Source organism: Aestuariibaculum scopimerae (genome assembly GCF_059428085.1).
Map to the genome: position 1 here is coordinate 3,757,014 of NZ_CM182089.1, position 13,942 is coordinate 3,770,955.

The following is a 13,942-nucleotide window of genomic DNA, read 5'->3' on the forward strand; positions in this document are numbered from 1 at the left end:
CAATTAATAAATAAAGGACAGATATGGGATTAGCGAAAACCGAAATGTTTACCGACCAACAAAACGAAATTTCTCTTTTTGCAAAAGTATTCGGGCATCCTGCAAGAGTTGCAATTTTACAACATTTATTTAAAATGAACACTTGTGTTTGCGGAGATTTGGTAAATGAAATTGGCTTAGCCCAACCTACAATTTCACAGCATTTAAAAGAATTGAAACATTTAGGCTTAATTAAAGGAAGCGTAGAGGGGACCAGTGTTTGTTACTGTATTCATAAAGAAAATTGGACAACAATGAAAACTGTAATGGAGGAATTTCTTAATCAAGACGTAACTAAAAATCAAGATTGCTGCTAAAAAATGACAACTACTAGACCAACAATATTTTCAGAAATAGAAAAAGTAATTAAAACATTAAACCCACAAACTATTTCAACTGAGCGTAAAGAAGTTTTACAACCGCTAACGGAGTTTATTCAATCCAAAGTTTTAAATAATCAAGATATTAGAATCAATTTCATTTGTACTCACAATTCACGAAGAAGCCATTTATCACAAGTTTGGGCACAAACAATGGCAAATTACTTCAATATTAAAAACGTGTTCTGCTATTCGGGTGGTACAGAAGCAACAGCATTATTTCCCATGGTTTCTAAGACCTTGCAAAATTCAGGGTTTCAAATAAGTACCATTTCAAAAAACGAGAATCCTGTTTATAGCATTAAATATGCTGATAACGCGCATCCAATTATCGGATTTTCAAAAAAGTTAGATGATGATTTTAACCCAAAATCTGAATTTGCTGCAATTATGACTTGCGATTCGGCTAATGAAGCGTGTCCGTTTGTTCCAGGTGCAGAAAAACGGATTCCTATAACTTTTGAAGACCCCAAAGTCTTTGATAACACACCGCAACAAGCAGAAAAGTACAAGGAAAGAAGTCTGCAAATTGCAACGGAAATGTTTTATATTTTCTCTCAAATAAATTCATAAAAATGAGCTCAAAAAAATTAAGTTTTCTCGACAGAAATCTAACGCTTTGGATATTTGTTGCCATGGCTTTTGGTGTTGGGCTTGGGTATTTTATTCCAACATTCCCAAACATCATAAATTCGTTTAGTAGTGGCACTACAAATATTCCCATTGCCATTGGTTTAATTTTAATGATGTATCCTCCTTTAGCAAAAGTCAATTATTCATTATTGCCTAAGGTTTTTAAAAACACCAAAATCCTATCTATTTCACTTATTCTAAATTGGATAATAGGCCCCGTTTTAATGTTTATTTTGGCAATTACATTTTTAAGAGATTATCCGGAATATATGGTCGGACTCATTTTAATAGGCCTGGCTCGTTGTATTGCTATGGTTTTGGTTTGGAACGACCTTGCAGAAGGCAGTAGCGAATATGGAGCAGGTTTGGTTGCATTGAACAGTATTTTTCAAGTGTTTACTTATAGTTTTTATGCTTGGATTTTTATTACAATACTTCCACCCTATTTCGGATTTGAAGGAGCAATTGTAGATATTTCAATTAAAACAATTGCCGAGAGTGTTGCTATTTATTTGGGTATTCCGTTTGTAATGGGAATTTTAAGTAGACTAATATTGGTAAAGCAAAAAGGAGAAGATTGGTACACAAAGAAATTTATTCCCACTATTTCGCCAATGACCTTAATAGCATTGTTGTTTACCATTGTAGTTATGTTCTCGCTAAAAGGAGAGTTGATTGTAGAAATACCCATGGATGTTCTAATAATTGCAATTCCTCTTTTAGTGTATTTTACACTCATGTTTATTATTGGTTTTATCTTTACCAAAGCTATGGGGGCAGAATATGACAAGACAGCATCAGTAGCTTTTACAGCAGCAGGAAATAATTTTGAATTGGCCATTGCAGTTGCCATTGCCGTTTTCGGGCTGAATTCAGGGCAAGCCTTTGCAGGTGTTATTGGTCCTTTAGTTGAAGTGCCTGCCTTAATTTTATTGGTTCGAGTTTCCTTTTGGTTACGGAAAAAGTATTATGGAAAAGCCAACGCTGTAAAATAAACATCAAAACTAAGCAGAATCGAACCTATCTTAGATAATAGTAGGGGTTTTATAGTTAATTAGGAGTGGTTATATTTATTAACTTAATAAACCCAAGCCTAGGCAATAAACCGTACATAACATCAAGATAGAAGCTAATATTATTAAATAAATTATGGGAAAAAAGCTAGATGCGATTACGCCAGAATTGAAAACATTCATAGAAAACCAAAAGATCTTTTTTGTGGGAACCGCCGCTGCCGAGGGGCGCGTTAATGTGTCTCCAAAGGGGACGGACTCCTTTCGGGTGATTGACCAAAATAAAATTGTATGGCTTAACTTAACGGGAAGCGGCAATGAAACGGCGGCCCATCTATTGAAAAACAACCGCATGACCATTATGTTCTGTGCCTTTGAAGGCAAACCACTCATATTAAGATTGTATGGAACGGCAACCATATACCACACCAGAGATGACGGGTTTCAACAGTATGCTCACCTCTTTGACCTTGATGTTGGAGCACGACAGATTATTGAAATGACTGTAGATTTGGTGCAAACCTCCTGCGGTTATGCCGTGCCTTATATGGACTTTAAGGAGGAGCGAACCATCCTCCATGATTGGGCCGAAAAACAAGGGGAAGAAAGGATTCACGACTACTGGAAAAACAAAAATACCAAAAGTATTGACGGGTTTGAAACCAAGATTCTTGGGGAGTAACCAAGACTATAACTAAGAAATCCTTAGATACAGCATTGATTGAGCACGTCTTTACCAACACGATAAAGAAGCCTTGTTCATGATTTATAAGCCCTATTTGGAATGTATAAAAATAGTAGTCAAGATTTACACTAACTATTGTATTTTAGTGTTTTATAATCAATACTTTTAACATGCCCTAATGTGATACTGTAAGCTTCCCCAAAAATCGAACTGTTTAGAAGTAGAAAAATAGTTTTAACTTTAAGCAGTAATTATGAGAAAAAGCAAATTCAGTCCGCAACAAATTGCAAAGATTTTAAAAGAGTTTGATAACGGGAAAAGTGTTGAACAGATTACCCGGGAATATGGGGTTAGTTCATCTGCCTTCTATAAATGGCGTGAGCGCTATGCCGGGATGAACGGCAAAGAACTAAAGCGCATCAAAGAACTGGAGGAAGAAAACCGCAAGCTCAAACAGATGTATGCCAATCTGGCCTTGGACCATCAAATGGCCAAGGAGATCATCGAAAAAAAGCTTTAAGGCCCTACCGTAAAAGAGTAATAGCCAAAGAACTTATTCATTACGGTATTAGTAGGGCGTGCCGTGTTTTAAATATGAGTAAAAGTGTCTATTATTATAATGCGATAAATAAAGATGACACAGAGATTGAGCAGGCATTGCTTATAAAAGCAGAGGCACACCCAGAAGAAGGTTTCTGGAAAGCCTTTGACCGCTTAAAGGCAGAAGGGAAGCCCTGGAACCACAAACGCGTTCATCGTGTTTACCAGTCCATAGGCTTACCGTTAAGACGCAAAGCCAAAAAGCGTCTGCCCACCCGTGTTAAAGAGCCTTTAGAAGTCCCCAATACACTTAATCATACTTGGAGTATGGATTTTGTAACAGACGTACTGGAAAACAAAAGACGATTTAGAGCATTTAATATAATTGATGATTATAACAGGGAGGCACTGCACATAGAGATAGATTTTTCCTTAACCAGTAACCGTATAGTATGGGTTTTAAATCATTTGGTAAACAGGAAAGGAAAGCCTAAAAAAATACGTATGGATAATGGCCCTGAATTCATAGCAAATATTACTTCGGTTTGGAGCAAGATGTATGGTATAGATTTTCAATATATCCAACCGGGAAAGCCAACCCAAAATGCTTTTATAGAACGCTTTAACGGTTCTTATAGAAGAGGTGTTCTAAATAGATATATTTTTGAGACTCTAGAACAGGTTCGTGAACAAACTCAGATTTGGATACATGATTATAACTATAACAGACCTCACGATGCGCTTGGAAAATTGTCCCCAAAAAAATATGCAGAAATCAATTGTAATGGGGGTAACCCCATTACAATTGAAAACAATAACTTTATAGAAATTTTAGACAATTAAACAGTTCTAATCTGGGGAAGCTTACAATACATTATCGGTTTTTAGCAGTTGTTTTTATTCTAAAAAAATGGAATTTGTATGCTTTTAGAGTCACTGTTATCTCTATTTTCTTTAACAGTCACATAACTCAATTCACCATTAACATGCTTTCCTAAATTACAGCATCTTTACAACTCTAAAGCTAAAAATTAAGGTATCTATTACTAAAATTAATGCTATTTTAATTTTCACTCTTTATAAGCTTAAATTCATTGCCTTTTCTCACCACCTTCCAACTTGGTTTTAACTCTAATTTCCAACCATCGCCTTTTACAATTTTCTTTGAAACTTCAGTAGGAGCAGAAACAATTGCCTTGCTCCAATCTGATGCTAAAAGCGCACCATTATCAACAGTTAAAACTCCCCAATTATCAGTAATTCTTAAATTAGGATAAACTGTACCAAAATTTCCAATTGGTGTAATGTTTCTTGGGTCAAAAGAGATGTTCATATTTTGAAATGGAAGTTCTAATGTTGGGTTCTCAATAAACTTGATTTTTAGTTTAGATAACTTTTCTTTTCGGTCTTTTTCCCTTTCAGTTTCTACATTAACAATGGATTGGTATTCATAATCATTATGTTTTGCAATTTCAGTAATTGACCAATCGTTTTTTAGCTCAAATTGAAAGGCATTTATTAAATAGTCTGTTAAATTAGTGTTTCTATCAACAGCTTTATGCCAGTTTGGGTTTTTGACAGACAATAAATAACCATACATTGGAATGGTTTGATACGCAAAAGACCTTACAAAGGTAGGATTTGCATAAAAATTATTTTTACTTTCTATTAAATGTGTTTCTATCTCACTTTCATTTCTACCACTTAATATAAGTGCTGTGAATTCAGCAAGCCCTTCATTTAATTCTAAAGAATTTTCTGCGTTTTTAATTTCTTGTGTTTCCTGTCGTTTCTGTCTAAAAGTCAATGCATTTTTAATATGCACTAATCTTGTACTGTTTTCATTACTCTTTAAAGCTTGTTCCAATGCTTGTAGTTCTAGCTTTAATAATAATCGCCCATTGTAAGTGTCTAAATGAGCATTATCTAATTCTTGAAGGTTTTCAAATCCAATATCTGGTTGCAGCCTATGAAACAATTCATGTATAATTAAATGATTTCGTGACATTCTATCTGTTGGCAATGGCAACATTACCATAGACCATCTTTCATTATTCCAGTTAAGAGCTGTGTTTGCTATGTTTATACTAGTTGGTAGACTGTCTTTGTATATTGCACCTATCTTGTCAAAACTATTTGTTGCATTATTCTCATTAGCATAAAACACTCTTGTCTTGGGTTCAACAAAAATTATTGGACCATAAAGTTGTTTGTTCCAAAATTCACCATTATCAATGGCTAATAAGTGTTCTACGTCTAGATAAGTTTGAAGAATGTTTTTTTCTTGAGTAGACAGGTTGCCATCAGTTGCTTTGGATTGTTTAGATTTTTCATTGAGACATGAACATAAAACAAGTAATATTAGTATGTAGAATATGTTTTTTACACTTTCCATTTTTTAAATAATGATAAATATTAATCCAAAACAAATTTCATGAGCCATCGTCTTAATATTTTACATTTCATGAATTTGAATATCTTTACTTTAATTGTTAATTCTTTTCTTGTTCTTTAAATGTAGTGATTTTTTTGATTAACTCCTTTTACAAAATCTGCACTTGGTTTTTCTTTTTTATTTAAAATTAATTGCTTCATTATAAGCTCTATCAAGATTAATCCCAAACAAATTTCCAAGAACCATCATCTTGACGTTTCCAAACCGAGTGAAATACACCTTTGCTCTCCACATCATTCCCAATAGAATCTTGATAAGTAAATGTATAGTAGCCATAGGTATAGCCTAAATCTCCTGATTTGGACACCTCAACAAAGTCTGGTTTCCAAGCCAACCCTTTTGAGACTTGAGGTTCCATAAATTTAGCGATGGCTTCTTTGCCTTTTATAAGTTGGTTGCCTCGCATTAAAACGGCACTATTGGCTGCATAGGCTACAAACGCCTTGTTCATACCCTCTTCTTTTGCTATTTTTGCAAAAGCCGCTTCGGTATCTATAATTTCTTGTTTCCATTGCTCAATAGTATTCTTGTCTGGTGTATTAGAACAAGAAAACAACAATAAAGCTCCTAAAAAATAACATGCTATTTGTTTCATAATCGTACTTTATTTTAATGATTTGGATCCCATTGTGGTTTAATTTCATTTCCTTTAGCATTATAAGTTTTTACGCTTTGTAATTCCACTTCGTTTTTATATTCATATACAAAACGTGCTATATCAAAATCCTGATTGTCAACCAAGTTTCCATTACTATCCAAGTATTTACACTCTATAATTCTTCCTTTTTCATCAAAAACCAATTCTTCGGTTGCATAACCATTCCAGCCATTAGCTATGTTACCGTTTAAATCGTAAAAAGATGATCGTACTGGTCGGTTTTGGTCATCAAACTCCACACGTAGTTCATGAACTTGATTCTCCCCAAAGCCAATTGGCTTTCCGTCTTTATCAAAGTAAGTACTTGATTTTAGGTGCTTTCCATTATCTGTATAGGTAGATTTTAAAATGCCAAGGCCACTTCTTGAGTTTGTTGGTTGGTTTAAGGTATCTCTTAAAGTTCTTTCAATTTCATTTCCATGGGTATCAAACTTGTATGAAATTTTATGTACACCCCAATTTGAGTTTTGCGGTTTATTATTCTCATCAATAAAAATGGCTACTGCTTCAGAAAAATATGCTGAAGGTTCATACACAATTTTAGCGAGGTTGGTCATTCCTTTTTTAGGATTTCCATCCATATCAAAATTTGCCCATTCAATGAATCTGCCTTTTTCATCATACTTAATTCGTGTACTTATCACTCCAGAATCATCTGGTGTGGGCTGTTTACCATCTAACCCAAGATTGGTCATTTCTGTAAGCATGTTGTTCTCATCAAAAACAAATTTTGTAATCATGTATTGAAATTCTGGTCTGTTTCTTACTAATTCTCCTTTCAAGTTGTATCTAGACTCTATAACCGTCCTGTTGGGTTGTGTTTTCCAATGATACCTTGCTATTCCAAAATCGTTTTCAATAGACTTACCATCCAAACCGTAAAACATTAAAGCTGTTCTTTCTCCATCATCATTCAATGTAATTCTAGTTTCGTAAACATCACCCGTAACTAAAGTTCTATGACCATACTCATTATAGAATGTGCGAATTTCCAAGTTGTCTTTATAGCTGATTTTAATTTTTGGAGCTCTCACAAAACGATCATTGAATGCTATTAATTCATCATTAAGCACATATCGGCTTTCAATTAACCGACCTTGATCATCATAATCAAATTCAAAATGTTTTACATTGTTAGCTTCTTCCTTGGTTACATAATTGGCACCTTTAATATTTAAATATGGTGTTTCTCTAAACACAATGCTCATAGCGTATTTAGTGGTTACTTGAGCTTTCTCATTGTTTTCAGTTGAATTTTTTTTCTCTTTTGAAACACAACTATTTAATGTTTGTACACTAATAACTATTAGAAATATCCACTTTATTTTTTTTACCATAATACCTTTCAGGTTATATATTATTTGATTCCTACTTTAATTTTTTTTTAAATTCATTGAGGTTAAATTAGGTAACATACAAGTCCAACCCATCATCTAACTGCTGTGGATTTGGTGAATATCTCGTTGATGTGAAAAATAAGTATTGATAGTTTGTGATTGTAAACAGCAAGCCTTTCTTCTGTAGAAGAACAACTTATGAACAGAATAAAAATAAAAAAAATGCAGTGCTTTTTTCAAAAACTTTTAGAGTAAACAATTAAGCTCTAAAATATATATGTAGCCGATAATAGAATTGTAAAAAAGAGACTGTGAGCGTTAAGCTATGTTAACTTAAATTAAGATCTAACATTAAATTTGAAACTTCACATCAAAACCATTTTTTAATATCTCTTTTTTACAATTTTTTTTAAACTTAAAAAAATCCATGTCCTAATTTGATACATCACCATATCCAGGCATGATTTGGCAAGTGTAGCCGGTATAGCTACAGAAACATTAATAAGGTCCTTAACCAAATTAAAAAAGCAAAGCATTATAAAAGCAGACTGAAGAAATATTTAAGTTCTTGATATTGAAAAATTAAAAAGTATAAGATAATGATGCTAAATGACAAATATCATTTCATCTAAAATAACCTATTTATACCTTAGCAAGGTATATATTATAGAATCCATAGGAAACTGTATAGATGACAAGAAAATAGACCTTGTGATGAAAAAAACAAAACTAATTTTACTCTTTGCAATAATTTCAGGCATTTGTCTAGCACAAAAGGAAACGATAAATATCGACTTCACATCTAAAGACTGGAAAACTTTTGGCTCAGAAATAACAGAATTTGATTCAATATTAACAACATTTATCCCTAAAGGAACGGGAATTGCATATTTGGATGGACTGGATTTTCTAAATGGAACTATTGAGTGTGATTTATATTCTCCATCAGATAAAGCATATTTAGGAATTGTTTTTAGAATTACATCGTTGAATAATTTTGAATACATTTATTTTCAACCGCATACTAGCGGAAAATGGGATGCCGTGCAATACGACCCGATTTTTAATAGCTCAGCAACATGGCAACTTTACAATGGCACAGCATATCAATCTGTTGCAAATATTCCAACTAGGGAGTGGTTTCATGTAAAAATCCAAGTTGTGGGAGACTCAGCAAAAGTCTATCTAGATAATAATCCAAAACAAGTAATGTCGGTGAAATTAAAACATGATTATGCTTCTGGAAACATTGGTGTTTGTAGTTACCATCCTGCATATTTTGCCAATTTTAAAGTGACAAAACTTGATACCGTTGTATCACTTAAACCCGAACCAAAAACTGCTTTTAATAATACATACATTTCAAATTGGTTGATTTCTGAACCATATGATAACTACAATTTCAAAATTGAAAAACCATTTTTAAATGATAGTATCGTAAGTAAATGGCAAAATATAAATACCGAAGAAAATTATTTAATGAACCTTAACAGGTATTTTAGTTTATCTAAAACAAAAAACACTGTATTAACAAAAGTGATAATAAATTCAAAAAAGGCACAAAAAAAGAAATTGTATTTTGGCTATAGTGATAAAATAAGAATTTACCTAAATACAGAAAGCATCTTTACAGGAGACAATAGCTTTCATGAATCAGACAAATTTAAAGATAGAGGCTATGTTTTAGATAAAAATCAAATGATAGAACTTCCATTAGAAGAAGGTAAGAATGAGTTGGTTTTAGAAATTTCAGAAAAAAAGTTCGGATGGGGTTTTATCGCACAGTTAGAAAATTTAAAAGGCATTGAAATTATAAATCAATAATGGAGATTCATCAACTCAAACAGAATTAATTTCATATTGTGTTTTTTTTGTGGAGCATGCCCCAAATTCACTAAAGGACAATGCAAAGGATGCAAATAAAATATCGAGATACCTGTGATATATACAACTATGAAATAGTGTTTTACAAGCAATTCTCTTAAGAATTAACCACCTTTGTTATAACTTTTCATAACCTTTAGTTGGTTGGTTAGGTAGTTTGAAAAGGCCAAAAGTATCTCAGCGATATTTGGTAGTAAAGAGCAGGCTTACCAGTCTGCTTTTTGTTTTTACAAATTCAAGGAAACTAAATTACGCTTTTTTAAAAACAATTGAAATTGGAATTACAGTTTACAGTACATAACCCATAAATCATCTATTAAAAATGACGAAAAGAAAAAAAGAACATACCGACTCTAAAAAAAGTTCACAAGAAAAAAAAATCGTGCCAAAGCTCGAATCCAGACTTTCAGATGCCTTTAATTTGGAACAAGAGAAAGGTAAAACCTTTATTGTTTTAGAGATCATTGAGTATATCCCAAATTCTGTGGTTATTAAAACGATAATAAAAAAAACCACGGGCAATGTAACCGTTTCATCATTTGATTCAGGCGAAGCCCTAACGGAAAAGAACTCACCTTTCGACACCTTTATCCAAGTGATCGATGGAAAAGCTGAAATTGTAATTAATGGTAAATCCCATGGATTGGATACTGGAGAATCTATCATTATTCCTGCACACGCAAACCATATTTTTAAAGCTAATACAAGATTTAAAATTATTTCAACTGTCATTAAAAGTGGTTATGATGAGGTTTCCCTGTAAAATAAAGTCTATACTGATAGCATAAATTAAGCAACAAAGGAAACTTTGAGTGCTAATACGATACTTATTTAATTGATTTTCAATAAAATATGACTTAAAAACCCAATTAATCCTTAAATTAGTGTATCCAACCAAAGCAAGAAACAACCTTTCAAATACTTTTTTATGAAGTTGTATGTAAAATATATGGTAAGTTTAAGATGCAAGCTAATGGTAAAATCTGAGCTAGAAAAATTAGGGCTTCATTTTACGAATATTAATCTTGGGGTAATTGAAATAAAAGAAACGATTAGCGAGGAACTAAAGCTAAAGCTAAAATCAAATTTGGCGGTCTCCGGCTTAGAATTATTGGATGATCAAAAAAGCATTCTTGTGGACAAAATAAAAAATGTAATCATTGAAATGGTTCATTATGCTGATGAATTCCCGAAAGTAAATTATTCAGATTATATCAGTGAAAAATTAGGTTATGATTACACTTATCTATCCAATCTATTTTCGGAGGTTAAAGGGATAACCATTCAACATTTTATCATTAATCACAAAATAGAAAAAGCCAAAGAACTTATTCTTTACGACGAACTAAACCTAACCGAAATATCATATAGGTTGAATTACAGTAGTGTTTCACATTTGTCAAATCAATTCAAAAAAGTTACCGGACAAAGTCCTTCCTTCTATAAAAAAATAGGACAAAAAAGAAGATATAATTTAGAGAACCTGTAACTTATGTAACCATAAATTTTTCTTGTATAACACCCTCGGTCCAAATTAGTATTAGCTTTGTTTTGGTGCAATTATGCACTGTTTAATACATTATTATTATGGACAACAAGAATAAAGTTGAGGAAAAAAAATCAAGTGAACTTTTCAAAGTGAAAGGCGATTGGAATAAACAATCTGATTCTTTAAAAACAAAATATCCAAAACTTACATCCGAGGATTTAAAATTTGAAACCGGAAAAGAAACGGACTTACTTAAAAAACTGGAAACAAGGTTACATAAAAATCGTCATGAGGTAGTAACTATTTTAAAAAACAATCACGAAGCCTGTGCTTAACCTACTGTAATTGACCAAACATAAGGTTGATTATTAGAGCTGTTATAACAATATAACAGCTCTTTTTTTATCCTACCTGTGATTTATATAAATCATAGTTGTTCTTTTATAACCTTACTTGTACTTAATTAACAACCTTTGTAAAGCTATTAATCTTTTCAGTTGGTTATCATCTAAGTACCAAATGAAAGTTTCATGTGGTCTTGGGAAGCAGACTTAAATGTCTGCTTCATTGGTAACTCACTTTAGAGGAAAACTTAATGAAATATAACTACTAAATAAGCAAAATTATGAGAGATTTATTATATATCATTGCAATTGTATTAGTCATCGGTTGGTTATTGGGGTTTTTTGTTTACAGTACAGGAGGATTAATCCATATTTTATTAGTGCTCGCTATTATAGCCATTTTGTTTAGAGTTATTGGCAGCAAAAGGCTTTAAAAAGCTTTCTGAAAATTGTTAATACCTAAACAAAAAAATGAAATCAAAGAATGGTCTATTAGGTTTAATATCAGACTTATCCCCAGTAATTATTTTAGGCGTTTTAATAGCACCCCAGAAAGGGAAAAAACCAGAAAAAAATAACCTCAAAAACTGAAGAAACCAAGGATACCTTAAAAACATGATTTTGATGATTTTACAGGAAAGATCATTCATTCCAACAAATCCTTAAAACAAGAGGGAGAAGAATTGCTTAAGAAAAAGAAAGAACCCACGGATGTAAAAGTGAATAAAGCTTAAATACCAAGAACACCAAAACACTTCAAGTAAAAACGATTAAGAATTCGTAAAACTTACGAAGCCTTTTCTAACATCCTATTATAGCAGGTGCATAAAAATTCAATCATTATGACATCAAAAAAAATTAGACTAAGCGGTTTGCTTATTTTATAGTTCATACGCATAAGGCGTAACTTTAAAACAACACACCTCTCTAAAGAATCTGATTTATAAACTTTTATAGGTCTCTTAAGGCTTTAAAAAAAATAGCTGAATAGTCAAATACAGTTAATTGAAGCTAATTGGACATGCAGTCCAATTTATCGAAACTAAAATAACATTAAAATTCAAAATTATGAAAACAATACCAATTACACTCGCATTTTGCGCCTTAGGCTTTGCCTTCACCTCATGTAAGGATGATAAAATGAAAATGGCCAAAGACCAAGTAGAATCCTATGTAATATACGTAGATTCTGTTACTCACCTTGATTTAACAGATGCCAATTCCCATTGGGAAAACATTGAAAGCAGCAGCTATGAACACAAAGAATTAGCAATGGTAAATATCGATATGATTAAAACAGATAATACCTTAAGAGCTGATATTGATGATGCATCACTGCAGTTTGAAACTTTTAAGAAAAAAGTTATCGCTGAAAGAAATTTGAAAGCCACACTAGAGTATAACAATAACTTACGCATAGCGCTTTTAGGAAAAAATTATTCTAACGACGACATGAAGTTTGAATGGATTAACAAAGACAACATCCTTAGCGTTTATCAAAATTTTGTTGATACAGTAGAAGCAAATAAAGACGATTACTCAAGAGAGGATTGGGACGAAATAAAACTGCTATATGAAGCCATAGACAATCGAAAAAATACAGTTGAGAAGGAGGGCCTTACAAGCGCAGACAATAACAAAATAGCAGGTTTAAAACTGAAATTTGCACCGATGTACACTTTTAACAGAATGGGTGCAAAATCGGAAGAAAATGCCGAAGCTAAAAAGTAAAGTCAACTAATCTTTTATAAATCACCAAATATTATGAAAACAATACTAATAACGCTAATTCTATTAATTTCCTGTTTTAGCATACAGGCACAAGACATTTCAAAAAACGCACTCGGTTTACGTTTGGGTGACAATGATGGATTTGGTGCTGAAATATCATACCAACCTCGTTTAAGTCCTAACAACCGTTTAGAATTTGATTTGGGTTGGAGAAATTCTCATAATGTAGATGCTTTTAAACTGGTCGGACTTTACCAATGGGTCATGCCAATAGAGAACCGTTTTAATTGGTATCTCGGTGTGGGTGGCGGTGTTGGTTCTTTTGATAATGGAAATATAAATGGTTCATTTGCTCTGGTAGCAGGAGATATTGGTATCGAATATAACCTCAACATTCCATTACAGCTATCTTTAGACTTCAGACCGGAATTAGCTTTCAATGATAATTACAGAGATGATTTGGGTTTGGATATCGCTTTAGGGATACGCTATAGATTTTAAGTATTCGCATGATAATTCTATATAATATTAAATACACCAAAACTTATGTTACGATGGTCCATGTCTTTTATAATTTTTGCAATCATAAGTGCAATTATTGGATTTATTAAGGCAACAGGCATCTTTTCAGAAGTTTGTCAACTATTATTTTACATATTTATCTTATTCTTTCTTTCATCTCTTTTGATAGATAAACTCTTTTTTTAGACATAATTTTAACAATACAAGAAGAAAAAGCCGAACCTTTTAACTT

General features: G+C 32.4%; 15 protein-coding genes and 1 pseudogene. 13 read left to right on the forward strand and 3 right to left on the reverse strand.

What is annotated here, in order from left to right; genetic code table 11:
• Nucleotides 1–23: 23 nt before the first annotated feature.
• The 5 genes from AC5SR4_RS16295 to AC5SR4_RS16315 all read left to right on the forward strand — a co-directional run bounded on the left by AC5SR4_RS16295 (nt 24) and on the right by AC5SR4_RS16315 (nt 4,133).
• Complete coding sequence (locus tag AC5SR4_RS16295; protein WP_495357340.1) at nt 24–356, forward strand: ArsR/SmtB family transcription factor; 333 nt, start codon at nt 24–26, stop codon at nt 354–356.
• Nucleotides 357–359: 3 nt separating this feature from the next.
• Complete coding sequence (locus AC5SR4_RS16300; RefSeq protein WP_495357341.1) at nt 360–992, forward strand: arsenate-mycothiol transferase ArsC; 633 nt, start codon at nt 360–362, stop codon at nt 990–992.
• Nucleotides 993–994: 2 nt separating this feature from the next.
• Nucleotides 995–2,047, forward strand: coding sequence for an ACR3 family arsenite efflux transporter (arsB, locus tag AC5SR4_RS16305; protein ID WP_495357342.1), 1,053 nt, complete (start codon nt 995–997; stop codon nt 2,045–2,047).
• Nucleotides 2,048–2,201: 154 nt separating this feature from the next.
• Nucleotides 2,202–2,747 (forward strand): pyridoxamine 5'-phosphate oxidase family protein, encoded by a 546-nt coding sequence (locus tag AC5SR4_RS16310; RefSeq protein WP_495357343.1) that lies wholly within the window; start codon nt 2,202–2,204, stop codon nt 2,745–2,747.
• 256 nt (nt 2,748–3,003) lie between these two features.
• Nucleotides 3,004–4,133 (forward strand): IS3 family transposase gene (locus AC5SR4_RS16315; protein ID WP_495356007.1). Its coding sequence is split into 2 segments (ribosomal slippage): nt 3,004–3,265 and nt 3,265–4,133, totalling 1,131 coding nucleotides; the frame shifts between segments, so codons are not numbered across the junction.
• A gap of 220 nt (nt 4,134–4,353) precedes the next feature.
• Here the strand turns inward: AC5SR4_RS16315 and AC5SR4_RS16320 are convergent.
• The 3 genes from AC5SR4_RS16320 to AC5SR4_RS16330 form a co-directional block, all read right to left on the reverse strand.
• A complete protein-coding gene (locus tag AC5SR4_RS16320; protein WP_495357344.1) occupies nt 4,354–5,685 on the reverse strand; it encodes a hypothetical protein in 1,332 nt (443 codons plus the stop codon).
• Between the two features lie 217 nt (nt 5,686–5,902).
• Entirely contained in the window at nt 5,903–6,340 is a 438-nt protein-coding gene (locus AC5SR4_RS16325; RefSeq protein ID WP_495357345.1) for a YybH family protein, read from the reverse strand.
• A 14-nt stretch (nt 6,341–6,354) separates the two neighbouring features.
• Nucleotides 6,355–7,740, reverse strand: a complete 1,386-nt coding sequence (locus AC5SR4_RS16330) for a hypothetical protein (RefSeq protein ID WP_495357346.1) — start codon at nt 7,738–7,740, stop codon at nt 6,355–6,357.
• A gap of 444 nt (nt 7,741–8,184) precedes the next feature.
• Here AC5SR4_RS16330 and AC5SR4_RS16335 point away from each other — a divergent pair.
• From AC5SR4_RS16335 to AC5SR4_RS16370, 8 genes and pseudogenes are all read left to right on the forward strand, one after another.
• Nucleotides 8,185–8,292: pseudogene (locus AC5SR4_RS16335) on the forward strand (helix-turn-helix domain-containing protein); the annotation flags it as partial.
• A 57-nt stretch (nt 8,293–8,349) separates the two neighbouring features.
• A complete protein-coding gene (locus tag AC5SR4_RS16340) occupies nt 8,350–9,564 on the forward strand; it encodes a hypothetical protein (RefSeq protein WP_495357347.1) in 1,215 nt (404 codons plus the stop codon).
• A gap of 382 nt (nt 9,565–9,946) precedes the next feature.
• Nucleotides 9,947–10,387, forward strand: coding sequence for a cupin domain-containing protein (locus AC5SR4_RS16345; RefSeq protein ID WP_495357348.1), 441 nt, complete (start codon nt 9,947–9,949; stop codon nt 10,385–10,387).
• 165 nt (nt 10,388–10,552) lie between these two features.
• A complete protein-coding gene (locus tag AC5SR4_RS16350) occupies nt 10,553–11,113 on the forward strand; it encodes a helix-turn-helix domain-containing protein (RefSeq protein WP_495357349.1) in 561 nt (186 codons plus the stop codon).
• 98 nt (nt 11,114–11,211) lie between these two features.
• A complete protein-coding gene (locus tag AC5SR4_RS16355; protein WP_495357350.1) occupies nt 11,212–11,448 on the forward strand; it encodes a hypothetical protein in 237 nt (78 codons plus the stop codon).
• 290 nt (nt 11,449–11,738) lie between these two features.
• A complete protein-coding gene (locus AC5SR4_RS16360) occupies nt 11,739–11,891 on the forward strand; it encodes a lmo0937 family membrane protein (RefSeq protein ID WP_495357351.1) in 153 nt (50 codons plus the stop codon).
• A 634-nt stretch (nt 11,892–12,525) separates the two neighbouring features.
• The gene (locus tag AC5SR4_RS16365; RefSeq protein WP_495357352.1) at nt 12,526–13,188 is read left to right on the forward strand and encodes a DUF6565 domain-containing protein; all 663 of its coding nucleotides are present in this window, start codon (nt 12,526–12,528) and stop codon (nt 13,186–13,188) included.
• A gap of 33 nt (nt 13,189–13,221) precedes the next feature.
• On the forward strand, nt 13,222–13,689 hold the full coding sequence (locus tag AC5SR4_RS16370) for a hypothetical protein (RefSeq protein ID WP_495357353.1): 468 nt from the start codon (nt 13,222–13,224) through the stop codon (nt 13,687–13,689).
• The last annotated feature ends 253 nt before the right edge of the window (nt 13,690–13,942 follow it).